The following is a 23,621-nucleotide window of genomic DNA, read 5'->3' on the forward strand; positions in this document are numbered from 1 at the left end:
CGCTCAGTAAGGCAGCTTGAAACGCTTGGTCAGTTCGCCGATGCCTTCGCGAATCGAGCGCTCGGTGCGACTGTCGAGGGCGCCGCTGCGCACGCCGCCGAGCATGGCGAGGATCATGTCGCCGATCTCGCGAAATTCATCCACGCCCATGCCCCGCGACGTGCAGGCCGCGCTGCCGATGCGAATGCCGGAGGTGACACTGGGTTTGACCTCGTCGCCCGGCACGATATTTTTGTTCACGGTAATCCCGATCGCTTCCAGCGCCTGTTCGGCGACATTGCCGACCAGGCCCCACGGCCGCAGGTCAATCACGCCAAGGTGACAGTCGGTGCCGCCCGAGACCACCGACAACCCGCCTTCGGCCAAGCGCCCGCACAAGGCCTGGGCGTTCGCAATCACCGCATGCGCGTAGGTGCTGAACGCCGGTTGCAAGGCTTCGCCGAGCGCCACGGCCTTGGCCGCCAGTGTGTGCATCAGCGGCGCGCCTTGCAGGCCGGGAAACACCGCCGCATTGATTTTCTGCGCAATGCCCGGCTCGTTGCACAGGATCATCCCGCCGCGCGGCCCGCGCAGTGTGGTGTGGGTGCTGATGGTGGTGACGTGGGCGAACGGCACCGGCGACGGGTACGCACCGCCCGCTACCAGTCCGGCGACGTGGGCAATGTCGGCCATCAGGAAGGCCCCGACTTCGTCGGCAATTGCGCGAAAGCGCGCGAAGTCCAGCGCCCGTGAATAGGCCGAAGCGCCGACGATGATCAATCGCGGGCGTTCCTGGCGGGCCATCTGCTCGACCTGGTCCATGTCGACCCGATGGGTCAGCGGATCCACGCCATAACTGAGGGCCTGAAACCAGCGCCCGGACATATTGAACGCCGCGCCGTGGGACAGGTGCCCGCCGGACTTGAGGTCCAGGCCGAGGATCTTGTCGCCCGGTGCCAGCAGCGCCAGAAACACCGCCTGATTGGCCTGGCTGCCCGAGTGGGGTTGCAGGTTGGCGTAGGCACAGTTGAACAACCGCCGGGCGCGCTCGTTGGCCAGCTCTTCTATCGCGTCGACGTTGCAGCAGCCGGCGTAATAACGGCGCCCCGGATACCCTTCGGCATGCTTGTTGGTGAGCACCGAGCCCTGGGCTTCAAGCACTGCACGGCTGACAAAATTCTCGGCAGCAATCAGCTCGATTGACTGCATCTGGCGCTGGCGCTCGGCGTCGATGGCACGCCACACATCCCCGTCCGCCTGGGCCAGTGCGACGCCACTGAGCACCGGCAGCGCGTGCCCGTCTCGATAAGCGAAATGCGGCATGGTCACTCCCTGTGAAAACGTCGATTGGCAAACGGCGTCTACCCTAGCGGCCCACGGCCCGCGCCGGTATACCAGTTTGCGCCAGCGTTGCAGACCACTGCGCGGCGCTGCGCCACGGCGCCAGGCCAGTAACGCTGCAAAGTGGTCTGGTGAACCTTTGAACATTGGACTATCCCGCAAGACCAACGCCTCACTAAGCTCTGCGCCGGTTTTGTCACCCCCCATTCCCCAGGTTCTGCCATGACGTCTTTTCGTATCGGACTGCTGCCGCAGGTCGCAGCCGCGCACTTTGTCAGTCATCTGCACATCATGGTGCTGGCGGCGTTGTTTCCCCTCCTCCCGGCTTTTTTCGACGTCGATTACGTGCAGTTGGGCCTGGCCCTGAGCCTGTTCAACATCGTCACCGCGCTGGTGCAGGCGCCGATGGGGTTTGCCGTGGACCGCTTCGGCGCACGCCGCCTGCTGTTAGCCGCGCTGGCAGTGGGCAGTGGCAGTTTCCTGTTGATTGCACTCGTGCCCAGCTACCTTTGCTTGCTGATCGGCATGGCGCTGGCCGGCGTCGCCAACGCGGTTTACCACCCGGCCGACTATGCCCTGCTGTCCCGCCATATTGACCCTGCCCACATTGGCAAAGCGTTCTCCGTGCACACCTTCGCCGGCTTCCTCGGCGCCGCCGTGGCCCCGGTGTTTTTGTTGAGCATCGCCGTGGCGAGCACGCCGGCCATGGCGTTTGCCGCCGCCGCAGGCGTAGGGTTTGTCGCGCTGGCGGTGTTGTCGATACCTGGCGCGGCACGGGCCCAAGTCAATTATGTGTCGCCAGCGGCCGACCCGGCTCCCTTCGACACGCGTCGGCGCTCGTTGCTTTCGCCCTTGGTGCTGAGCCTGACGTTGTTGTTCGTGCTGCTGAACCTGAGCACCGGCGCAATTGAAAAATTCTCGGTCGCGGCCCTTATGCAAGGCCAGGGCGTGGCCTTGACCTGGGCCAACTCGGCACTCACCGCGTTCCTGTTTGCCAGCGCCTTTGGCGTGCTGGCAGGCGGTGCACTGGCCGACCGCACCCGCCGCCATGGCGTGGTGGCCGCCAGCGCGTTTGCCCTGGCCAGCGGGTTGATACTGTTGGTCGCCACGGCGCACTTGAGCGAGCTGGCACTGCTGCTGGTACTCGGTGTAGCGGGTTTCCTGACCGGGGTGATCGCGCCGTCCCGCGACATGCTGGTGCGCGCAGCGTCGCCGAAAGGCGCCGAAGGCAAGACCTTCGGCATTGTCTCCACCGGCTTCAATATCGGCGGCACCCTCGGCCCGATCGGGTTCGCCTGGCTACTCGACCAAGGCCACCCCAACTCGATTTTCTGGGCCAGTGCTGCCTTTATGGGCCTGACGGTCGCGCTGACCCTGATGCAGGAACGGCACTTGGCCAAAGCCCGGAAAATGCCCGCATCACACCCGCAATTCAGCTGACCTGGAGCAGTATCCCCGGCGTTTTTTTGCCGCAGACTTAAAGGGCAACGTCCCGCATTTATTACGCGGCAACCCGCTTGTGCGGCCCCGTCATGTTTGCACAGGACTGCGCGGTTAACCCGAACACCAATAGTTGTTTTCCTTGGAGTTAAAACATGGACCGTTTGAATTGTGGTACCGATGACGTGGTAAAAAACATGCTCGCCAAGTTGTCCGGGCTCTGGAAAACTCGCGCTGCCGTGAACAACCCACAACCGGATTACTGGGGCCTGGCCTTTGACCCGAAGAAGCAGGATTTCAGCCTGTCGCTGCTGCCGTTCCGTCATCACCAGGCCTGGCTCGAAGCGCCCCAGGACCTGCAATCCAAGTGCCTGTCCTACGCGTGGGGCATCTACAACCTCAAGACGATCTACATCGAATGCGACGTGGTGGTGCCCGCCTGCGAGGACATCATCAAGACCCCGCCACACAGCCACAATCGCGCCCTGCTGCAGGACGTGATGTCCCAGGCACTGCTGGACGAAGCCCTGCACACGCGTATGTCGATCATGGCCTGCAACTACATCTACGATATGCGCAAACTGACCCCGCTGGATTTCAGCGCGTTCAACCTAGTGACCTGGCGCGAAGCCCTGCTGGCCAACTGCACGACCGAATGGGAGCGCCGCCTGACCCGTTTTGGTGTGGCGTGCGCGAGTGAAACGCTGATCACCGATTACCTCAAGACCATGGCCGAAGACATCAGCATCCAGGCGGTGTGCCACGAGGTCACACGCACCCACGCCATCGATGAATGGAGCCATTCCAGCGTGTTCAGTTTTGTCGCCTCCGACATCGTTCATGGCCTGAGTCGCACCGAGCGCGAGTACCTGCGCTCAATCATCCTGCGCACCGTGCAGATGTTCGCCAACAACGAAATGGGCGCATGGGCCAAGGTGTTCTCGATACTGCAGATGCCGCATGCCAGCGAGATCCTGCATGACGTGGGCGACAACAACGAAATCAGCGTATACACCGACTCGCTCCAGGCCCTGATCGACCGTGTCGGCCTGACGGGCAAAGGCCTGAGCAGCGCCGAACACGCCATCGAAACCTTGAGCGAGAAGGCCCGCGCATGAACGCCATGACCCCACTGCAGGCCCGTTGCGAACGCGTGACCATTGAAACCGCTGCGATCAACGTCTTCAGCCTGCGCGCCGTGGGCGCCCACGCCGAGTTCCTCGACCGCCTGGAACCCGGCAAGCACGTGGCGCTGCGCTTTCCGGACGCTACGGGCACGCCGCAGCAACGGCTGTATTCGATCACTCGCAGGCAAGGCGCCGACGGGTTCGAGATTGCGGTCAAGCGCGAAGGCCATGGCGGGGTCTCGGACCAGTTGCACGCTACCTTGCAGGAGGGTTCGCAGGTCGCGGTGGAGTTTGTGGCCGGGGACATCAGCCTGGCGTCGATCATCGGCCGCAAGCACGTCGGCATGCTCGCTGGCGGCATCGGCATCACCTTGCCAATCGCCTTGCTGCGCGGCCTGCTGGAACGCGCACGACGCGGCCTGGCGGTGCCCGAGGTAAGCCTGCTGTTGTGTGTGCCGACGGTGGCCGACATTCCCTTCCTGCATGAGTTGCTGGACCTGGAACTGAACACCCGCTGGTTTTCGCTGCAGGTCTTCATTACCCGCGAAGCTGCACGCAGCAACGGCCATTTCAGGGCCGGCCGCCCCACCGCCGCCGACCTGAACCTGCTGGGTAACCCGGACACGTTGGTGATCTGCGGCAGTCAACGTTTTGCCCAAGGCTTGCGCGACCAAACGCTGGCGCTGTTTCCGGACAGCCAATTGCTGATCGAATCCTTCTCCCCGCCGGTCAGGGCCGCGCAGGCACAACCTGCGACCAGCGATGCGCTGCGCCTGCACATCAGCCACACCGACGAGTTGCTGGAACTGCCCGCCGGCAAGAGCCTGCTGGAGATGCTCGAATCCAGCGGCATTGCAGTGCGCAGCCTGTGCCGCGCCGGGATCTGCGGCCACTGTCGGATCAAATTGTCCGAGGGCGAATACACCCTCGAGCCCGACTTTTGCCTGACCGATAAGGACAAGGGAGAAGGCTTTGCGTTGGCCTGCTGCACCTTCCCGCAATCGGGGACGATCAAGGTCGACCTCAACCCCACTGCATAAACCGTCACGCCCTTATTTCAACCGCTGAGTGTTTCCATGAAAACTGCTATTGCACTGCGCCACATTCATTTTGAAGACGTGGGCACCCTGGATGTGGTGCTGGCCGATGAAGGCTACACCCTGATTTATCTCGACCCCACCGTGGACACCATCTATAGGGAGCAGGTGCTGCAGGCCGACTTGCTGATTGTGCTCGGCGGCCCGATTGGCGCGTATGACGAGGACCTGTACCCGTTTCTGCACGACGAACTGGAGCTGGTGCGCCAGCGCGTGGCGTCCGGCAAACCGTTGTTGGGCATCTGCCTGGGCGCGCAGCTGATCGCCCGCGCCATGCACGCCAAGGTCTACCCGTTGGGCGTCAAGGAGATCGGTTTTTCCGCGTTGACCTTGACTCCGGCCGGCCAGGACTCACCGCTCGCCGCGCTGATGGACACGCCCGTGTTGCACTGGCACGGCGACCAGTTCGATGTGCCCGACGGTGCCGTATTGCTGGCCAGCACACCAGTGGGCGCCCACCAGGCGTTTGCCGTGGGCCGCACGATTCTGGGCCTGCAGTTTCATCTCGAAGCCAACACCACCCACATCGAACAGTGGCTGGTTGGCCACGCCAGCGAACTCGCCCACGCCGGCATCGACCTCGTCGCACTGCGCGCCACGGCCGCTGGCCTGGGCGATCGCCTGACCCGCGCTGCTGGCAACGTGATGCGCGCCTGGCTAAACAACCTGGGCCCCCGTTAACCCACTGACGGCGGGCAACCGCCGCGGTTTAAAACCACCTGAAAAAACCGTCAAGGATGAGGAGTCAATCATGATCGTCGTGTTATTCGAATTGCAGGCACTGCCGGGCCAGGGCGAGACCTATGTGGACCTGGTCAATAAGCTGACCCCGTTGCTGGAACCCATGGACGGGTTTATCTCCGTCGAGTGTTTTCAGAGCACGCTGAACCCCAAGAAGGTGATGTCGGTGACCACCTGGCGCGATGAAGAAGCCGTGGTGCAGTGGCGCAACGTCACCGCGCACCTGTCTGCACAACGTGCCGGGCGCGACAAGATCTTCGACGATTACCGCGTTCGCGTGACTTCGGTCATTCGTGATTACGGCCTGCGGGATCGTGAGCAAGCGCCGTATAACGTCGTTGTTGATGGAGCACACGCCACGGCGTAACGCCATGCTGATCGTTCCCACGCGGTGCTTGGGAACGATCATGGGTTGGGCGCTGGAGGGCTGTCGCCGAGAGAGCGCTGCCGTAAGCATCACAACAAATGTTTGCGCCGCTGCTTCCTGTATGACAGGCATTGGAGCACTAAACCGCGGAGCCCCTGCCACCTTCAACCCATCTGCTCGAACCGCCGCCGCTTTAGGAACAACCCCACCCCCAGTGCAACGGCAAAGATCGACAGCAACCCCAGGTCAAATCCAAGCAAGCGGATGTGGCTCGCCGCAACGCAGCCGACCGCCCCCATCGCCACCAGCAGTACCCCTAACCACTTGCGAAGCGGGTACGACTTAAGAAACCGATCGAGCAGAAAGAACAGCACCAGCGCAGCGACCAGTTGGGTAATGTCAGACATGGGTTTCTCCCGTCAGGTCTTGATGATCAGTGTCGAGGCGGTACGTTGCGGGCCGATACCGCCGTTCACCTGCGCCTCGATGCTCACCAGTATGTCGCCTGCATGATAGGTGGGCAGGGTTTCATTCACGTACATGCGCACACCGGCGCCGACGGGGGGCCCCACGTAGGGGGAGGCAACGTAAGAGGTGACGCCCGCGAAGGACGAGGCCGCCAAGTTGGCGATTCTGGTGCGCTGGGCGTTGAGCACATCGCCCTGCTGCCGAGTCAGCGGCTTGGAGATGCCGATCATCATCAGGCACGGCAGGTTCTCGGCCAGCATCTTGTCGTACACCTCGACGACCTTGCGGTTGACCTCGTAGTGCGCTCTTCGCCTCACCAAAATGCAGCTCGCGCAGCCGCCCGCGTTCGCTGTCGGTGAGGGTGATCTGCGAGACGTTGAACACGATCCCGTGATTGCCCATGTATTGGAAAGTCCCTTCGAACTTCATCGCACGCATCCTTTCAAGCCAAACGCGGGGGTTGTCTAGAAGGCGGGCGCTGGATTCAAATCATTTCACCTGGCTGGCAAGGTGCACAGCGCGGCGTAAGGTGCTGACGGTCATAATAATTGTCGAATTCACTGCTTTCGACGAAAACGAAGCCATGGCGGGTGTAAAACGGTTCGAGGCACTTTCTTTGAGGGGCCAATCATTTCGTAAAGTATCCTCCATGCTTGGCGGGAGCCCGATATAACTATCGGGCACTCGCTGTAATTTCATTTAACAATGATGCCTTCACAGAATCCTCGAAAACTTTGCTTCGACTACCCTCTAAATTTGGCAACCTGCATTGAAAATATAGGGGTTCGCGTCTTGCTTCACCCCGCTAGAAATAAAATGCAATAACCCCCGCATTCTCGCGCTGCCAATCCACGACTTATCTTTCGCCCTCCTATCAATGGATGCAGGCCGCTAGGCTTCCCCTATCAGGACGATAATCGATGCGCTTGATTCACTGGCACGACCGCGAGCGTTTAGGAATAACCTTCAAACAAATCGAGTCGCCTTTTTTTGCGGCCTCCGACGTGAGAAGCGCATTTGAGGGACGGTCATTCTCAACCATCAGCGGGCTTGATGTTCTTACGTTCGGTAGAGCCTGGGGCCAGCAAGTGTAGTGATCTAATTTCCCCGGACACCCCGATAGGTGGAAAATGCACCTATTGAGGAGTTCTCCATGACCGGCAAACGCAAAGTATTCGACGACAGCTTCAAGCTGGAAGTTGTAAAGATGATCAAGGACCAAGGCCTGAGTGTTTCACAGGTTTGTCGTGATCTTGATATTGGTGATACGGCCGTTCGACGCCGGGTACAACAGTATGAGGCCGAGAAGTTGGGGCAAGCCGGGATCGGCAAGCCACTGACCTCTGAGCAACAGCGTATTCGCCAGTTGGAGCAAGAAAACCGTCAGCTCAAGATGGATAACGATGTATTAAAAAAAGCCACCGCCTTCTTTGCCCGCGAGCTGAAGTAACGTACCGCTTGGTTCGGCAGCTGCAACAGAAGGCTTATTCGGTGGCGTATGTGTGCCGTTTGTTGGGGGTTAGTCGATCCGCCTTCTACGAGGCCAACAAGCGCGCTGAGGCTCCTGCATCGATCTGCCCCGTTGCTCTGCAACTCAAGGCGTCGTTTGCTGAAAGTGGCGGCGTTATGGCAGTCGCCCATTGCGTAAAGCGTTAAGCGCAAAGGGTATGGAAGTAGGCATTTACAAGATTCGCCGCATGATGCGCGTCAACGGCCTGCGTTCGGCCTGGAAGCGTAAATTTGTGCACACCACCGACAGCAAACATGACCTGCCGATTGCTGAAAATGTATTGAACCGCCAATTTGAACCCGAGGCGGCGAACAAGGCCTGGGTAGCAGACATTACCTACATCCGAACCCGTAGTGGCTGGTTGTATCTGGCTGTGGTGCTGGACTTGTTCTCACGCAAGGTAGTGGGCTGGTCAATGGCGCCGAACATGCCCGCTGAACTGGTGTGCAGTGCAATGCAGCTGGCGGTTGCTCAACGTCAACCGCCACCCGGCTTGATCGCCCACTCGGATCGCGGCAGCCAGTACGCGAGTGCGAGCTACAGAGCGCTACTGGCCAGAAGTGACATGCAGCAAAGCATGAGCCGTAAAGGTAACTGCTGGGATAACGCAGTGATGGAGCGCTTCTTCCTGAGCTTGAAAATGGAGCGGGTATGGCGACGTGATTACGCCAACCATGCCGAGGCGATACGCGACATCACTGAGTACATCGTTGGGTTTTACAACAACGAACGGCTGCACTCGAAACTGGGATATCTGCCACCGACCGTTTACGAACGGGCAATGGCGTCAAAATCACCTATCGAGGTGTCCGGAATTAGGAAGAAATAGGGGTCAGACCACCATTCTCAAGACCACCATTCTCATTTTTTTAAAGAGCAATGTTGCTGACCTTTGTAAAAACGTGGTCTGACCCCGATTTCTCCCACCACCCAATGCTCCGAACGAGCGAGTATGGGCATCAAACAACATCTCGTGACCTTGGCTGGGGTAGGCAACCAGCCAAAATGCACGGCTGGCACAGAGCTTCATGTGGGAGACCTGGATCCGCCTGAACAGCCCGCCGATCAGCAGACCTTCTTCACTCCAGTCGAACTGGAAAGCCTCGCCCAACGCGAACGTCAACGGCACAAAGGCTCGCAAGGATTTTCCTTGCTCGCCGCGCCACGCGCGGATAAAGGCGGTCAGCTGGCTGTAACCGCCGTCGTAGCCCTCGGCTTTGATCTGCTCGAAGAGAGCCTTTGCGGTTCTGCGGTTGTGTTTTGCCCGAAGCGAATCGGCTTTGAGTGCCTGCTCCAGCGTTTCGTGGAAAGGACTGAGCTTGTTGAAAGCGGCTTGCCGCTGGTACACCGGCTGTTTGGCTTCGGGGGCTCTGATCCACTTTCGGATGGTGTTTCTGGATAGCCCGGTACGCTTGGCTATTTGGTGCAGCGAGAGCTTGTCGCGGAAGTACATCCGCCGAATTTTTCCCATCATTTCCATGCTGATCACCTGGTATTCTCCTGCTCGGAAAGTGAGCAGAAGCAATTGAACACCTGGGTCAGTTTTCAGTCGGCAGAACAGCCTTTAATGGGTCAGTTTTCGGTCAGCGGCAACACAGTATCCTTTTCCACTTTCATTTTAATCTTGCATGGGCAGCGTACGGGTCCTGTGCGACCGTACCAATTATATAATTAGAAAAACGCTCAATCATTTTATTCAATTCAACATCAAACTTTAATGGCAGTAAATCCAAGATATCGTCCAACTCACAACAGTCCATAATAATTCCACACAGCTCTGAAGAAATGCCTTTTTCACCCAGCACCCTTACAGTTCTAGGCGAAAACAATAAACGTTCAGCTTCGGCAAGTGTCATGACTTTATCACTAATCGACTTCAACAACCCGATAGATGTGGCAGCTAAAAATCGAGCAGCCTCCTCTGGCTCATATAGCTCTACGACTAAAACTGGATTTTCCATCAATAATTACTCCAACCTGGCTTAAGTTTCACATTAAAAACTTTCCCACTTTCACTTTGAAAGTAATGAATCGACACTTTATTTCCGACCGCATCATAACCGTCCTTGTAAATCTTAGTCCATTTTCCTGCTTCTACCTGCCGAAGATCGCTTAGCAGTTCGCTATTGTTTACCGCATTTTTGGTTGTTGATCCCGCCCGCTCCCTAAAACCTGCGGGAAACTCAGGTGCTTTACGAATGGAATCGTATACGTTCTGAACACCTCGATTCTTCCCGACATCACCAACGATGCCCGTTTTGATCCCAGCTCCAGCAGCTCCAGTTTTACCCGCTGTTGAGGAAAAAAGATCCATCCCCGGGTTTAAAGCGTCCATAACAGACGCAGCGGCATTTCCAACAATATCACCACTCTTAACCCGGATGCTTTCGGCAATATTTATATTGATAGCTTCCTGATTCCTGTCCATCGCTGTCAGGAGTGCTATGGCGCGCCCAGTTACATTGTCTACACCAGACTTTCTCAGCTCCTCCACTAAAGCCCAGTTTGAGGGAGTTTCATTTTTAAGCCGTTCATAAACTTGCTCGCACATCGTCGGATTATCACGACATAAACTTGGAAAGCCTTTATTCCTAGTTGCATCCAAGTCATTGTAATAATCGCGAACTTTTTGACAGGCATCTTCAGTCGCGCACGTATTAAGCTTCCGTTCTTTCTCAACAAGTTCCTCATGAAAAAGATAATTAAATGTAGTGGCCTTTTGAGCGATCACTGAACCAGTGTTGAGGTCTCCCCCGACAGCAGCAGCTCCCACCAGACCAGTGAGCTGGGAAAAAACCAACTGCAGCTGTTCATTTTTACCAGCCGCACCGGCCATGACGTCAATCAAGGCCTCGTTCAATCCCGCAGCAGCTGCACCAGTTTTGAAGTCACTCCCCGTCAGCTCTGCCAATAGGCCACCCATGATGGCGTGGGCAGCAATTTTCTGGACACTTCCGTTTGGAAAGGTGATTTGGTCCCCAACCCAATTGAAGCCGGTGGCCATGGCCATGTTGCCGGCCTCGCCCAGCAGCGCTGCGTTGAAATTGCTACTGAAACTGCCACCACCAATCGCAGTGGATACACCACTGCTGATAACTGCTCGCGTTACTGTACGAGTCGCCGCATCAGTCGCATTGCTCCAACGGAAGATATCTTTGGAAGGGTTAGCTGCGCTTACAGCAGCACCATCGGTGGGTTGAATACCCTGTGTGGCGGACCCTGCACCATCGGCTGCCGTAAACCATTTATCGTCGGCGTAATCAAGAAACCCAGCAGTAAACCCTGCAATCGCAGCGTTCTTCAGGCTACCCGCGCTGAACGTATCTTTAATCGCCAGACCAAGATTGCCCTTGTTATCAATGGTGCTTGTGACTGCAGTAGTGCTCAAGCTGGCCGCGACGGCCAAGTTAGTTCCACTCAACCCAAGACCCGCAGGGCCAAGTATGAAAGACATCAGAATTGCGATGGCAATCTTGGCGCCGGCTCCCAGCCCGGACGATTCATACTTGAAGCTGTCGTGAATTTCTTTTACTTGGCGCCAAACGATATCGCCCCGAGCTTCCGCCTGCTTCATCCAAGCAAGGTTCGGATCAGCTTGAACCATCGCGTCGATGGTTTGGCTAACGCTCTGTTGATCGACCTGTTCAAGAAATAGGGGTCAGACCTCCATTCTCAAGACCACCATTCTCATTTTTTTAAAGAGCAATGTTGCTGACCTTTGTAAAAACGTGGTCTGACCCCGATTTCTCCGATACGAGACTTTTACAGATAAATCAACATCAGCACGACAATACCAATGTGATACTACCTCAAGAACATATCGATATCGTCTAGAGCATCCGCAATTTGCCCTGAGATGATGTTGTCATCTAGATGTTCACGAAGAGCAATGAGTACTTTTTCTTTATCAAGCTGGCGGTGAATCCTTGCTATATGTCCAAGACAAGTTGCTGCAAGCCCTCTAACATCAGGGCTTTCGTTGCTGAGGAATTCTAAGCATTTATTCTGTGCCCATCTCCAATCAGAATCATTTAAAGCAACGGAGACAAGTGCCTCACAAATGCTCTTAACATCCCTCGAAGCAAAAGCTTTTTCTAAAGTTAGCTTATTATAAGATTGGAAATCTTGATAGTTCATTATCGCTTCCCACCAGTAAGAATATTACCTTTACGATCAGCCATACCTGCCTGTTGCAGGGCTTTTTGCATGTCTGGATGCAAATCACTCCAAGAGCGGACATGGCCGTGATAAGTCGTATCTAGCGTTTTGTCAAAAACAACAAAATCTTTAGAATCGTAGTCAATTCCGACTCGGCGAGGGGATGTCGGTTTAACTTGAATCGAAAAATCTAGCGCTTCTTGACCATTAACCGGAGCACGACTCTTAACTGCATTATCGACTTTCCCGTGGTAGGGAGCAGCTTCATAGTCCAATCGGCGCATGGCGCCTGCACTTTCACCGGCAGCTCCTGTCGCTTTTGGACCACTTCCACTTGCCGACCCCACACCCGCCGACGGCTTCGGAGCACCACCACCTCCGAGCGCAGCGTAGGCCGCCATGTTGATACCATCCCCTATCGTTTTTTTCAATGCGGCTTCTAGCCACTCACACTTGCCCCCGCAATTGTCGATGATCTCTGCATAAAATTCGGCAGACTGTTCGTAGGCACCACCGACCATAACGTCGTGGGCCTTGAGCTTCGTGTAAGCGTTTCTGTCGGTTTCAATCTGCTCGCGCATCTTGGCTAGGTGACGCTCAAAACTATAAACATACACCGCACAGCGAAACGGTTGTCGCTGTTACCTACCAACCTCCAGCGCCCCTCCTCTCCAAAGATGAGCAGCAAAAGTTGGAGGAAAGCTCCGTAATGCTCCGGGACATGAGTGTTGTCTCATGGGCCACCAAATCATTGGAAGCCAGCGCGGTCGGTAAAGACTTTACCATCAGCCAGGCTGCTGCCTACGCGAAGAGCCTTGACGTCAAACATGCCTTTGCGACGTTGGAGGGGTCGATGTCGCCGCAGTGCGTCATCGCTAATGTGGCGGCTTGTGTCATTCGGTTTTGCAATACCCATGACGACTACTACAAATGGGCCTGGGAAGTGATGTCCAAGGTCGAAGCCATGAAGCCTTCTGAAGGCACGCACCCCGGCTCCAAAATCCCGTGGCATCCCGCTACTCGCCTGATAATTTCACTGCATCACGACCGGCGATCCGACTCACCGCGAGCAGATAGCGCAGAGCGCCTGCTCAACCTCGTCTTGCATCCGCTCGACATCGTGAGCGAATTGGCTCTAGATGCCCTTTTCATGGACAGAGACGAACATCTTCGTTGGTGTGTAGGCTGCTTATCAGTGAATCTCTCCGTCATGCACGAAGGAAAACTCCACAAGCATCAGTGGGACTATTCATCCGATCACAAAGCCCGGCATGGACATCTAGCCAGTGCGATCAAGACGTTTAATAAGCAGACTCTCAGCCCTATGCCCGCGCTACCACTGGCGTGGACCCAAACAGATGCGAAACGACGCGGGCGTGATCCTGAAGATCTCTGGCAACAGCCAAGCATTTTTTTTGAACCTAAAACCGCATCGACTCTACTATCGAAAATGCCGGTTGAGGCGTGGATGACATCGAGCGTGTACCGCCCACTGTTAGAGCCGCTGATATTCGAGTTAGTGACCTGGACCTCTGAAAGGATTACGCCACCGTGGCAGACCGACCACAGAAGGCGCGACAGGGATTCAGACCTGTTTGAATGGAATCGCGCACTCGGAGATTTGCTCGCAAGGACCGCGCCCTTCTTCGCGCTAGATCAGGCACGCGACAAGTTACTCAAGCCGTTCATGAGGAACGACGACAATTCGTTAGCAATCATCGCACGCTTCGCGGACATGGCCGTCCGTAGGCATATCTGTGACAACAAGCAGATACCGGAAAACGCTATTTCACTACTTGATGACTGCGTATCTCGCGTGATAAACGACAAAATCTTTGATCCTGGAAGCTGGCAACCAGGTCAGGTAAATGGCCATGGAATGCCAGAATTGATCAACGCACTTTTATTCGTAAATGTTGAAAAAAACGCGCCCGGTGCGTGTCGATTTGCCAATGGCGACTGGTCTCAAATTGCGACAGTGATGCCGATCATAGACCGGTTGGTCCGGCACGTCGGATGGTCGAGCTACTTGATGGGAAGGTATCTCGAATTGTGTATTCGGGCCGGTGCCGCATTCCCGGTTTCCTATTTCGGCCAACAAGCAACAGCGGCGCTCCGCTGCATCGACAACGCAGAAGAAAGATGGATCGGAACCTCACTCCCCGCTCGGCTGGCCGGGGTTATACAGCGTCAGGCCGATTGGAATTTTCCTTTAAAACAGGACGATGCCCAAGCTCTATTGAACGCGCTTGACGTCCTTATAGACCAAGGTGACAGACGTGCGGCTGCTCTGGAGCAAACTGAAGCGTTCAAGGGTGTGCAGGCATGAGTTGCGCCAGGCGGTACTTCAAGGCTTTGCGCTCCCTCCCCCCGCTGTGGCAAAGGTTGCAGAGTCTTGGATGGTTCCAAGCTTGCGTTCCTGTCTTTTGGAGCGACTGTCAGCTACAAGGACCAGAAGCCTTCACCAAAGAAAACTAACACAGGCGCCTGGGCGCGTAGTCAGATATACGACTGCGATCACACACCCAGCACCAACAATCGGGAGTACTAACGGATACGCAGCCAGAGCCTTGGCAATTGCCCCCGTGATGGTTGGTGGAGAATTGCATTCCACTTGACCACCCGCTTGCATTGCCACTGACCACCCATTTGCATTCGACTTGACCAGTTATCTGCATCGGATCTGACCAGCTCACTGGGTGCGCCTTCACCGGCGTAAACAGACCCCTAGCTCAGGGTGGTGACAGGCAGAAATCGGCCGATTCTGCTGAAAAAGTCGGCCATAGTTTCCGCGGCAGAAAAGTAAGCGCTTGAGATTGAAATCTTTACTTTGTGCAGAGGATTTCGGGCTCAGATTTCGCGTAGCTGCGCGCAAAAAATGCATTTTGAGCAGTCAGTACGCGGGCAGTCTGGAAGTACCGACTTTTTCAACACAATCGGCCAATAGCTGCCTGTCGTAATCGACCCAATGCTATCGTTCTCGGTGGGCAGCTCAAGACCAGCAATAGCCAATCGGAGCGAAACATTCTGGCATACGCGTGGGGCCAGCAGTCCCGCGCTTATATTAGCCTGCTAGGCTCAAAACACCTTTATGCATGTAATCCCGGTTGTTTGCTGACTAACACTAGATCCCGCATCAGGCCACTCACGACTGCTGTGCCTATGTTTTTCAGACATGCTCTTCCACGCGCTCAACCCTTTGCTTTTCTTCGCGCCATTGCATCGCGTCCGCGCAACAGAAGGCGTGTCGCCCGTTGATTTCTAGCGCAGAGGTGAAGAAGAACTGCCCCACGGTTAGCTCACCGACCGCATAAATCTGCCGTGCCGAGCCCGTCCGGCCCTGAATGCGGTAGGTATCCGGGTCGACGCAGATGCCACCCATATGATGACAGGTGGCCGTGCCGTTCTTGATCAGCGAGCCCAGCAAGGTTGACTCAATGAGGTTCGCATCTCGAGGAAAGCCAGTTGCGTATATCACCCGATCATAGACATGCTCCCAGCCAGCCCCGCGAATGCTCAGCCCCGGTACATCAACCGGCTCGGGCGCGGCGAACGCACCGGGGACGAACTCCAGCTGGCCTCTTCGCAGGTAACCGAGGATCTTGCGTGCATTTTCCGCCGGGATGGAGACGCGGTAGGCCATGAAGAAGCTGAAATACTCTCTCATGAACCTGGCTTGTGCAGTGTCGTCCAGTGCCTGCCAAAGGTGTTCGATGAAACCGTTGGTTGCATAGAGGATGGCCTGCCAGATACGCGGAGCTTGCGAGACATTGATCTCGTTCTCGATGAAGCTAATGACGTCGGCCGGCGGTGCTGGCAGAGGGATCACCGCACTCGTCGAGGCCGGGTCGTGGGCGGCCAGTTCCTTGTGAAACAGTGCGACCAGATCACTGATCTGCAACGGCCCGTTTTGCGCGACCAGCGCGCGAACACCCTCGAGGGTCAGGTGCTTGAGCTCGACGCGCTCCTGGGTTCCGCGAACCACGGGGAAGTAGCCGCTACGCGAATGCATGCGAATCAACTCACGATGCCCGCCTTCAATCAGCGCGATCACCGTGTCGATGGCGCTCAACCGCGCACCGATTACGGCCACCCGCTCGTCCGGGGAAATTGTCTTCAGCAGGCGCGCAACCGGATAGGGTGTCGCCAGGACGCGCTCGTCATGCTTGTCAGAATCAATTTTTTTGGCCAACGGCCCGCAGAACAGCAAGACCTTGTGCGTGACGAAACTCAGCCCGCATCGCGTCCGCACGGTCTCCATCCCGTCAATCAGATCGATAGCGCAGACCTCGGCATTCATCAGCACCAATTGGCAGCCGAGCGAGGCGCCACGCAATACGATCTTCTTGATCTGGTTCTGCAGGTAAACGCCGAACAAGGCCCTCGGAGCAAAGCTCTCCGGGGTCGGACGAAACTCGGGAAAGGCATGCTGCCACGCCCCGGGATGGTCCTCCAACCAGCGCTGGAAATGACCAGGGAGATGCGGATAGGGCGTAATGAAACCTGTTTTGGTATTGAGGATGTTGCTCTGCAGATCAGCCTGATAAGCCGCGCCGCGCCCGAAGTCTTCGCGTTTTTCGAAGAGGTAAATGGTCCCGGCCGGTGCGGTGCGTGCAGCGACGCGATCCAGGTGACGCTGCAGGAATGCGATAGCCGTCGCGCCGCAGCCTACGATTGCAAAGGCATTTTTCATCAAGGTATTTCCTTATATTAAACGGTTTCCCTTACGTGTGTTTCGGCCCGGCAGCAGACGTGACTTAGCCAGCCACTCCCAGTACCAGAGGAACGTAGAGCAGCTCGCGGTTAGCCGATTCATGACACTTCAGCGGCGCCAAACCTAGCCCCTGCCAGACCGGTATCACGAAATGGCAGACAGGAACTCTCTCAAGCGCGCGGCCCCGGACCTGACCTGCTCGGCATCGCCGGAGTACGACAATCTCGCATGACCCGGTGCACCAAAAAAGCTGCCGGGAATCAGCGCGACGCCGTATTCCTCCAGCAGCAAGGCGCAAAATGCCTCGTCATCGGCGATCAATCTGCCATGCAGGGATTTGCCCAGGGTCTGGCTGATATCCATGAACAGATAAAACGCCCCCGATGGTGGGCAGAACCTAAGGTGTGGCGCACCCTGCAAGTCAGCAAGCAATGCCTGGCGCTGGCTGTACAAGCGGTCTCTTGCTGCGTAGGAGAATGCCTGGTCACCGCTGAAGGCCACCGCTGCCGCAGCCGCCGGGATCGGTGGGATATTCGAGATCGAGTTAGAATTGAGCGTGGTGACCGCCGCGGCAATCCGCTCAGTGGCCGCCAACAGCCCGACCCGCCAACCCGGCATCCCATAGAGCTTGGATACGCTATCGATCTTGATGATACGGTCACTCAGGTCCGGTGCGACCGAAAGCAGACTGGGGCAGCTATCCATGTCGTAGACGAATCGCTGATATACGTCATCCGAAATGATCCAGATATCCTGTTTACGCAGCACCTCTGCCAACGCAGCGAGTTCCTCGGCGGAATACACGGCGCCGGTAGGGTTGCCCGGCGAGTTCAGCATGACCACCCGCACCTTGTCGGACAAGGCATCTTCAAGGGCTTGCGCCGTCATCTTGAAATCGGTTTGCGCCGAGCAGGTGACGTTGACCACGCCCGCTCCGACTAGATCGGCAATGTCGAAATAGGTCGGCCAGCAAGGGGTAGACACGAGGATCTCGTCGCCGGGGCGGATGATCGCGCGTAGCACACTGAACAACAGGTGCTTGGCGCCGAGGCCAGCCACCAGATTCTGCTCGCGATAGTAGGTGAACCCCTGTTCGTGCAGATAACCCAGATACGCCGCCAGCAGCGCTTCATCTCCGCGGCTCGATCCATACCCCCCGGAGTGTTCGCAGGCAGCCTTGACGGCCGCCTCGACGATATGCGGCGCCGGAAGAAAACCCGGCACACCGACACCGAGATCGATCACTGGATGCAGCGTTTCCCTTACCTTCTGAACGACACCCAGGATCGGGCAAAATCTTGCAAATTCGATATCTGGCGAAAGAGTAGGCATAAAAGTCTCCCCGTTACGCTGAGTCAGGCTGCGCGTTCGGTCACGCGGCCTCGGGCCATGAGCGCGGCCATGTGGGTTGCGGTCGCAGTGATGATGTCGAGGTTGCCGGCGCTTGGATCGAGAAAATCCCCTGCTCCTTCAACGCGTACCATGGTGAACAAACGTCCCTCGCTGTAATGTAGATCGACGATCACCTGATACCCAGGCACAGCAGACTGCACCTGGGTCACGGCACGTTCCACTTCACGGCGGGTGGAGGCCAGATCAGCCGTCTCGATCAGCGCCGAAACCGCGGTCTGCATAAAGACATTCGGCTTGGCCGGATTGATGTTGAGGATCGCCTTGACGTCCTTGCAACCGGTGAAATGGCTCAGCGCATTCTCGGTGGTAGTGATGTAGTTGCTTAGGTTTCGCCGAGTAGCCGGGCCGGCGCTTTCGGCGCTGATCGATGACACCACCTCGATGTAGCGCACGCCTGGATTAGCCCGGGCGATCGCGGCCGCAAGCGGGATGGAAGCCTGACCACCACAGGTGATCATGTTGATATTGCTCGCCTCGGTCAGCTCGACGCCGTTGAGGGATGGCACGCACAACGAGCCCAGAGAGGCCGGGGTCAGGTTGATGATCGCTTTCCCGGCCTCGATAAGGCGCGGTGCGTGGGCTTCATGGTCGGCCGCCGAGGTGGCATCGAACACCAGATCAAATTCGTTTATCCGGGCAAACAGGCCGTCGATGCCGTCCGCGGTGGTGGTGACCCCGCGCTCACGGGCAAACGCAAGGCCGGAGGAGTGCAGGGAGCGACCGGCAACCAGCGTGCAATTCAGATCAGGATGGGCAAGCACCTTACACAAAATGTCGCAGCCGATATTGCCACTGCCGATGATGGCGGTTTTCAAAGTCATTTTTTTAGCTCCAGAATCAGGCGACGAAGGGTTGAGAAAGGCGGCTGGCGACCGAGATGATTAGATCTTCCTGGCCGGCAACGGCGTTGCATCGCGCAAGCTCTTCATAGATTTTTCGCGGCTCGACGCGAAATTCCGCCGCCGCGCGCGCGACGTGCTTCTCGAACCCGCTGCAAACGCCGTAGAGGCCGCTGATCAGATTGGCAGTCTTCACCACCGTGGGAGTCCTGACCGGAGCGAAATCCTCAAGGCTCTCGACAGCGCGGCAAAGGTCAAAGACCTTCACTCCGGTCTCGAACTTGTAGCGCTCAAGCACCGCGCACAGCACTTCCAGCTGAGTATTGCCTGCACCCGCGCCGAATCCGCGCATGCAGCCGTCAATGATGGTCGCCCCGGCCTGGGCGGCAGCCAGCGAGTTGGCTACCGCCAAGCCAAGATTGTTGTGGCCATGGAAGCCCACGGGAATAGCAAGCTCCCTGACAAGCAGGCCGATTTTTTCGCGGGTGCTGTCCGGGTCAAAGTGCCCCGCCGAATCCATCAGAACCAGGGCATTGGCGCCATAGCCCTGCTGCTTCAATGCTTCTTCAAGCAGCGTTTCGGGGCTGGCCATGTGGGTCATCATCAGCACACCCTGGACATACGCGCCCTTGGACCGCGCATGTTCGATGTAGCTCTCAGTCAGGCTGGCCTCGGTACAATGGGACGCGATGCGCAGCACGTCGACGCCGATCTGCAGTGCGGTATCAATGTCGCTCAGCCTGGCAAACCCGGGAATCATGTGGATGCCGAGTCTGGAGTGCGTCAGGTTGGCTCGCGCCGTTTCGAGCATCTCGCTGTCTTTGTAGCGCGCAAGTCCGAGTTGCAGGGAGGACGCACCCAGACCATTTCCGTGGCCGACTTCTACAACGCTGAGGCCGCAGCCATCGACAGCGCGGCAGTAGGAGGCAATATCCTCCAGGCTCAGGGTATGGGAGACAGCATGGTTTCCGTCGCGCAACGTTGGGTCGTGAATAGCAATACTCATAAAGATCAAATCCTTGTCATTCAAGTTTTTTGCATCAATTACTGTTCAGGCTGAGGGTTTTCCTGCAGCAGCCGTTTGGGCAGGAACGCTGGCGAAATATGGATGATCGACATCCGCACCACGTGATTGAGCATCACGAAGGCAGGATCGAGCTTGAGTAGCAAAGCCGCTGCGGTCATCACCTCAACACCGCCAGGAACCCACGACATGAATAGCGAAAGGAACGGCTTGCCTGTCAGCTTGCTGAACGCGAAGGCAACCAGAAGTGTCGTGCAGAACGTCAGGGCGGTGACCATCAGACCGGCGCGGATGTAGCGCACGAAATCCTTGAGCGTGATGTCCTTGAGGCGAATGCCGATCAGGCCGCCTAGCAGGATCAGCGCAACGACCGCCAGCGGATCAGGAACATGCAGATGGACTTGAGGAAAACCGACGTTGACCGTGGCGCTGCAAATCAGCCCGGTCAACATGTAAGGCGCAGGAACATCGAAGCGCTCCAGCAGATAACCGGCGACCACAGCCGCGATCGCCGGAGGGATCACGCCAAGGTAATTATCAAACGAGCCCAGCACCGGCGCCGCGCTTTCGGCGTGCCCACCGGCAATGATCGTCACCACCAGCAACAGCGCGAGCAAACGGACAATGTGCACGAACGCGATGCGCCCGGAGGCCGGGCCATCCTCTCCCGAGACCGTCATCACCGCCGCCATTGCGCCAGGAATGGACCCGAGCAGGCTTTCTATATGCCCCCACCGCTCCATGCGCCGTAGCCAGTTGTAGCCGACGAAAATCTGTGTAGTCATGCAGATGAGCAGACCGACCAGAATGCTGAAATCCGTCAGCTCATGCATCATCGAGGCGGTGACGATGGAGCCGACACTGATCCCGAGCAGCAACTGCACGGTGGCCACGAACGGATACGGCATGCGCATGCGAACGCCCATTTTACTGAGCGCCGTGACCAGACAGATCGCGCCGATCAGTTCACCAAGCGGAAGCCCGGTCATGTAACCGAGAAATGCGCCCAGGGCCGCCACGGGAATCGGGATAAGGCTTTCGAACACAGTCTTCATTGGATATCCACTTTTCTGCAGGCGTGACGATTCCGTCCAGCTCAGGAAGGTCAGCTCAATTAATGTCGAAGGAGTCTGGCGTAAGGTCTATATCGCGGCGGCGATTTCGCTGCCCGACCAGTCGCAACTCTCGTGGAACCAGGCTTCGACCTGATGCAGCTTATTGCGCAACTCGGCCTCATCCTGGCCTGCCACAATGGCGTTGAGGATTTCCGAGTTGGTGAATTCCATACCGCCATAAGAGGTCATCTTCCTGGCGGAAATTCGGTACTCCAGGACACCGTCGAGAGGGCAGGTTTGCGGGACGTCGCGCAGCAGACCGACCCGCGGCGGGATGCTGATATGCCCAACCATCCGCAGCGGCGCGGCCATTGGCTCAGGGCGGTAGAACGGATCATGCAGCGCGCGCAGGAAGCTCATCCGCGGATCAAGGCCCCAGGCGTGGGTCAGCTCCTGATTGAAGAACACCCCACCCAACCGCGAGGCGATTTCGCAAAGGACGATCTCGTCATGTCCATCCACGAATAGTTCGAGATGAAACAGCATGGTCGGGTCGGATTGCAGCACATCTTCGACTAGCGAACGCGCATAGCGAACCAGCCTGTCGCGCATCGGGTTGTCGGCGTCGAGCATGTGCAGGTCATGTGATTTGCCGCCGAGGAAATCCAGCGCCGAAGTCATAACCCGAACCGGTGAAACCAGGATCGGACGGCCATCGATGTACAGGCCATTGACGATGTAATGGCTGCCACGTACATAGCTTTCGATCATTAGGTTGTGGAACGTGCTTGAAGTGCGCCCGGCCAGCCACTCCCGCAACTGCTGCGCGTCGTCAAGCACCTCCACGCCGTTCGAGCCGCGGCCATCGCGAGGTTTGATGACCACCGGGAAACCGAAGCGCTCGCTGAAGTGAACCGCTTCCGTGGCATTGCTGATCGATGCCATTTCGGCGATGGCAAACCCGCAGTCCCTGGCACGTTGCTTCATCAGGAACTTGTCTCGGTAAAACGAAGCGCGATCCTCGGCATCCAGCGTAATCCCGAGCCGATCATTGATGCGCGCCACCCGCAGTACATCGATCTCGGCCAGCGCCACACACAAAGGCGCATGGAGCTCCCGTGCAAGCTCATAAACATCGATCTCGACCAGCGCGCTGTCGTTAAAGTTGTCGAAGAGCTGGAAGCGGACGGTATGGCCCAGATGCGCCGCAATCTCTTCATATCGCGAGGCACAGCTCAACAGCATGCCTCCCTTGCCAAGAGCGGCAGACCAGCTCGCGGCAGAGTGCTGGAGAAGAATTTTCGGCGGGCAAAAAACAATGAGCTGCATACGGCTTTCCTTGCAATCGTCCATAGTTTGTAAATCTCCAACTTCAGGCACATCAAATCCACGCCTGATCCGAAACGTCAGTATCTTGATCAAAACCTGAAGTACGGGCCAATACCGATTCCGTCATTATTGATACTTTCCCAAGCGCTGTTCGGGTCGTTGTCTATCAGCCCAGGTATTGGCCGCACTCACGCATCACCGCAGCCTTGCGCTGCAGGTATTGGCAGAAGACTTCCTGGGCGGCGGACTTGACCACCGCGATGCTCATGACATCAACGAACTCCTCGACCGCTGCAACCGCATGGGCGAAGTGATTACTTTCAGTGCCGCCGGTGTGCACGGTGACCCAGGCAACCGTGGCCCGTACCTGCGCGGGCGGCACGCCCATGTCGCGCTCGAACCATTGCTTGAACAGCGGATGAATGACCTCCACTTCACCGTGGGTGTAGACCTCGTGAACCAGGGTGACCAGCAGCCCCTGTAACAGGTCTCGGTCACGCAGGCGTCGCGCGTCCGTCCAGTCTTTGAAGGCCTGCGCAGACGGCATGCAGCTGTCTTTCAGCAGCCACTGATCGTCACCGCAGATCGGCGTTGCCATGTTGTAAAAAAGCTCGGAATGCAGCGTATTGCTCAGTGCGCCGAGGTCCTCGTCGGTGATCCGTTGCAGGCTGCCGCAGACCCGGTAGAGCCGTTGCGCCGCTTCGCCCCACTGCTCGGAGCGCGCCAGCAGCGTGATGCGGTTGGCCAGGCCGGACACACTGGCGGCCGAGTTGTTGGTTTTCGACCAACTGCCAAAGAACTTGCGCAACTGCGGCACAGCATGGCGACGCGAGGTAAGCGTCTGGAACGTACGTTCGATGTCCAGCAGTTCCGATTCCTGACTGCGAAACGCATCCACCAACGCTTGCTTCAGAACCCCGGCCGGCATCAGTTCCAGCACCGGGTCTATCACGGTCAACAGCTGGCTTTGCAGCGTCAGCAGGTTACTCACGGTCATCTATCTTTTTCCTTGTTGGATG

General features: G+C 57.3%; 19 protein-coding genes and 4 pseudogenes. 7 read left to right on the forward strand and 16 right to left on the reverse strand.

The features are described from left to right. Positions 1-3: 3 nt before the first annotated feature. Positions 4-1,302, reverse strand: coding sequence for a serine hydroxymethyltransferase (locus AACY52_RS07005; protein ID WP_339416426.1), 1,299 nt, complete (start codon positions 1,300-1,302; stop codon positions 4-6). A 240-nt stretch (positions 1,303-1,542) separates the two neighbouring features. On the opposite strand from AACY52_RS07005, the gene AACY52_RS07010 reads away from it, so the two are divergent. From AACY52_RS07010 to AACY52_RS07030, 5 genes are all read left to right on the forward strand, one after another. Beyond that, entirely contained in the window at positions 1,543-2,760 is a 1,218-nt protein-coding gene (locus AACY52_RS07010) for an MFS transporter (protein ID WP_339416428.1), read from the forward strand. Positions 2,761-2,915: 155 nt separating this feature from the next. Then, a complete protein-coding gene (locus AACY52_RS07015) occupies positions 2,916-3,878 on the forward strand; it encodes a diiron oxygenase (RefSeq protein ID WP_339495183.1) in 963 nt (320 codons plus the stop codon). Further along, positions 3,875-4,927 (forward strand): 2Fe-2S iron-sulfur cluster-binding protein, encoded by a 1,053-nt coding sequence (locus AACY52_RS07020; RefSeq protein WP_339416430.1) that lies wholly within the window; start codon positions 3,875-3,877, stop codon positions 4,925-4,927. The genes AACY52_RS07015 and AACY52_RS07020 overlap by 4 nt, the downstream gene beginning before the upstream one ends. Before the next feature lie 36 nt (positions 4,928-4,963). Continuing rightward, positions 4,964-5,665, forward strand: a complete 702-nt coding sequence (locus tag AACY52_RS07025; protein WP_339416431.1) for a glutamine amidotransferase — start codon at positions 4,964-4,966, stop codon at positions 5,663-5,665. Between the two features lie 70 nt (positions 5,666-5,735). Further along, a complete protein-coding gene (locus AACY52_RS07030; protein WP_065880860.1) occupies positions 5,736-6,092 on the forward strand; it encodes an antibiotic biosynthesis monooxygenase in 357 nt (118 codons plus the stop codon). 164 nt (positions 6,093-6,256) lie between these two features. Here AACY52_RS07030 and AACY52_RS07035 read toward each other — a convergent pair whose 3' ends face one another. The 3 genes and pseudogenes from AACY52_RS07035 to AACY52_RS07045 all read right to left on the reverse strand — a co-directional run. Further along, positions 6,257-6,499, reverse strand: coding sequence for a hypothetical protein (locus AACY52_RS07035; RefSeq protein WP_065874196.1), 243 nt, complete (start codon positions 6,497-6,499; stop codon positions 6,257-6,259). 12 nt (positions 6,500-6,511) lie between these two features. Continuing rightward, a pseudogene (locus tag AACY52_RS07040) lies at positions 6,512-6,989 on the reverse strand (hypothetical protein). 55 nt (positions 6,990-7,044) lie between these two features. Next, positions 7,045-7,181: pseudogene (locus AACY52_RS07045) on the reverse strand (GNAT family N-acetyltransferase); the annotation flags it as partial. A 532-nt stretch (positions 7,182-7,713) separates the two neighbouring features. Here AACY52_RS07045 and AACY52_RS07050 point away from each other — a divergent pair. Then, positions 7,714-8,899, forward strand: a pseudogene (locus tag AACY52_RS07050) (IS3 family transposase). A gap of 81 nt (positions 8,900-8,980) precedes the next feature. Here AACY52_RS07050 and istA read toward each other — a convergent pair. From istA to AACY52_RS07075, 5 genes and pseudogenes are all read right to left on the reverse strand, one after another. Then, a pseudogene (istA, locus tag AACY52_RS07055) lies at positions 8,981-9,550 on the reverse strand (IS21 family transposase); the annotation flags it as partial. A 133-nt stretch (positions 9,551-9,683) separates the two neighbouring features. Continuing rightward, a complete protein-coding gene (locus AACY52_RS07060; RefSeq protein WP_220075126.1) occupies positions 9,684-10,031 on the reverse strand; it encodes a DUF3969 family protein in 348 nt (115 codons plus the stop codon). Continuing rightward, a complete protein-coding gene (locus AACY52_RS07065; protein ID WP_339560376.1) occupies positions 10,031-11,674 on the reverse strand; it encodes a DUF637 domain-containing protein in 1,644 nt (547 codons plus the stop codon). Before AACY52_RS07065 ends, AACY52_RS07060 begins: the two co-directional genes overlap by 1 nt. A 200-nt stretch (positions 11,675-11,874) precedes the next feature. Then, positions 11,875-12,207, reverse strand: a complete 333-nt coding sequence (locus AACY52_RS07070; RefSeq protein WP_339416440.1) for a hypothetical protein — start codon at positions 12,205-12,207, stop codon at positions 11,875-11,877. Then, positions 12,207-12,809 carry a hypothetical protein gene (locus tag AACY52_RS07075; protein WP_339416441.1) on the reverse strand — a complete coding sequence of 201 codons (603 nt, stop codon included), beginning with the start codon at positions 12,807-12,809 and terminating at the stop codon, positions 12,207-12,209. Before AACY52_RS07075 ends, AACY52_RS07070 begins: the two co-directional genes overlap by 1 nt. A gap of 128 nt (positions 12,810-12,937) precedes the next feature. Here AACY52_RS07075 and AACY52_RS07080 point away from each other — a divergent pair, with 128 nt between their 5' ends. Further along, the gene (locus AACY52_RS07080) at positions 12,938-14,557 is read left to right on the forward strand and encodes a hypothetical protein (protein ID WP_339495214.1); all 1,620 of its coding nucleotides are present in this window, start codon (positions 12,938-12,940) and stop codon (positions 14,555-14,557) included. An 840-nt stretch (positions 14,558-15,397) separates the two neighbouring features. Here AACY52_RS07080 and AACY52_RS07085 read toward each other — a convergent pair. The 7 genes from AACY52_RS07085 to AACY52_RS07115 form a co-directional block, all read right to left on the reverse strand. After that, positions 15,398-16,921, reverse strand: coding sequence for an FAD/NAD(P)-binding protein (locus AACY52_RS07085; RefSeq protein ID WP_339416445.1), 1,524 nt, complete (start codon positions 16,919-16,921; stop codon positions 15,398-15,400). 165 nt (positions 16,922-17,086) lie between these two features. Continuing rightward, complete coding sequence (locus AACY52_RS07090; protein ID WP_339416447.1) at positions 17,087-18,274, reverse strand: aminotransferase class I/II-fold pyridoxal phosphate-dependent enzyme; 1,188 nt, start codon at positions 18,272-18,274, stop codon at positions 17,087-17,089. A gap of 23 nt (positions 18,275-18,297) precedes the next feature. Beyond that, a complete protein-coding gene (locus AACY52_RS07095; protein WP_339416449.1) occupies positions 18,298-19,176 on the reverse strand; it encodes an acetaldehyde dehydrogenase (acetylating) in 879 nt (292 codons plus the stop codon). A 16-nt stretch (positions 19,177-19,192) separates the two neighbouring features. Next, positions 19,193-20,200 (reverse strand): 4-hydroxy-2-oxovalerate aldolase, encoded by a 1,008-nt coding sequence (gene dmpG, locus AACY52_RS07100; protein WP_339416451.1) that lies wholly within the window; start codon positions 20,198-20,200, stop codon positions 19,193-19,195. Between the two features lie 38 nt (positions 20,201-20,238). Next, on the reverse strand, positions 20,239-21,237 hold the full coding sequence (locus AACY52_RS07105; protein WP_339560377.1) for an AbrB family transcriptional regulator: 999 nt from the start codon (positions 21,235-21,237) through the stop codon (positions 20,239-20,241). A gap of 123 nt (positions 21,238-21,360) precedes the next feature. Then, the gene (locus tag AACY52_RS07110) at positions 21,361-22,602 is read right to left on the reverse strand and encodes an ATP-grasp domain-containing protein (protein ID WP_339416455.1); all 1,242 of its coding nucleotides are present in this window, start codon (positions 22,600-22,602) and stop codon (positions 21,361-21,363) included. Positions 22,603-22,768: 166 nt separating this feature from the next. Continuing rightward, positions 22,769-23,593 carry a hypothetical protein gene (locus tag AACY52_RS07115; protein WP_339416752.1) on the reverse strand — a complete coding sequence of 275 codons (825 nt, stop codon included), beginning with the start codon at positions 23,591-23,593 and terminating at the stop codon, positions 22,769-22,771. Positions 23,594-23,621: the final 28 nt, after the last annotated feature.

Origin of the sequence: Pseudomonas sp. EA_65y_Pfl1_P113 (assembly GCF_963970525.1) — a bacterium.
Taxonomy (GTDB): Bacteria; Pseudomonadota; Gammaproteobacteria; order Pseudomonadales; family Pseudomonadaceae; genus Aquipseudomonas; species Aquipseudomonas tritici.

Bases quoted from the DNA above. Each gene is read 5' to 3' on its own strand.
- AACY52_RS07005 (WP_339416426.1), bottom strand. From the start codon at position 1,302: ATGCCGCATTTCGCTTATCGAGACGGGCACGCGCTGCCGGTGCTCAGT.
- AACY52_RS07010 (WP_339416428.1), top strand. From the start codon at position 1,543: ATGACGTCTTTTCGTATCGGACTGCTGCCGCAGGTCGCAGCCGCGCAC.
- AACY52_RS07015 (WP_339495183.1), top strand. From the start codon at position 2,916: ATGGACCGTTTGAATTGTGGTACCGATGACGTGGTAAAAAACATGCTC.
- AACY52_RS07020 (WP_339416430.1), top strand. From the start codon at position 3,875: ATGAACGCCATGACCCCACTGCAGGCCCGTTGCGAACGCGTGACCATT.
- AACY52_RS07025 (WP_339416431.1), top strand. From the start codon at position 4,964: ATGAAAACTGCTATTGCACTGCGCCACATTCATTTTGAAGACGTGGGC.
- AACY52_RS07030 (WP_065880860.1), top strand. From the start codon at position 5,736: ATGATCGTCGTGTTATTCGAATTGCAGGCACTGCCGGGCCAGGGCGAG.
- AACY52_RS07035 (WP_065874196.1), bottom strand. From the start codon at position 6,499: ATGTCTGACATTACCCAACTGGTCGCTGCGCTGGTGCTGTTCTTTCTG.
- AACY52_RS07060 (WP_220075126.1), bottom strand. From the start codon at position 10,031: ATGGAAAATCCAGTTTTAGTCGTAGAGCTATATGAGCCAGAGGAGGCT.
- AACY52_RS07065 (WP_339560376.1), bottom strand. From the start codon at position 11,674: ATGGTTCAAGCTGATCCGAACCTTGCTTGGATGAAGCAGGCGGAAGCT.
- AACY52_RS07070 (WP_339416440.1), bottom strand. From the start codon at position 12,207: ATGAACTATCAAGATTTCCAATCTTATAATAAGCTAACTTTAGAAAAA.
- AACY52_RS07075 (WP_339416441.1), bottom strand. From the start codon at position 12,809: ATGCGCGAGCAGATTGAAACCGACAGAAACGCTTACACGAAGCTCAAG.
- AACY52_RS07080 (WP_339495214.1), top strand. From the start codon at position 12,938: ATGCTCCGGGACATGAGTGTTGTCTCATGGGCCACCAAATCATTGGAA.
- AACY52_RS07085 (WP_339416445.1), bottom strand. From the start codon at position 16,921: ATGAAAAATGCCTTTGCAATCGTAGGCTGCGGCGCGACGGCTATCGCA.
- AACY52_RS07090 (WP_339416447.1), bottom strand. From the start codon at position 18,274: ATGCCTACTCTTTCGCCAGATATCGAATTTGCAAGATTTTGCCCGATC.
- AACY52_RS07095 (WP_339416449.1), bottom strand. From the start codon at position 19,176: ATGACTTTGAAAACCGCCATCATCGGCAGTGGCAATATCGGCTGCGAC.
- dmpG (WP_339416451.1), bottom strand. From the start codon at position 20,200: ATGAGTATTGCTATTCACGACCCAACGTTGCGCGACGGAAACCATGCT.
- AACY52_RS07110 (WP_339416455.1), bottom strand. From the start codon at position 22,602: ATGCAGCTCATTGTTTTTTGCCCGCCGAAAATTCTTCTCCAGCACTCT.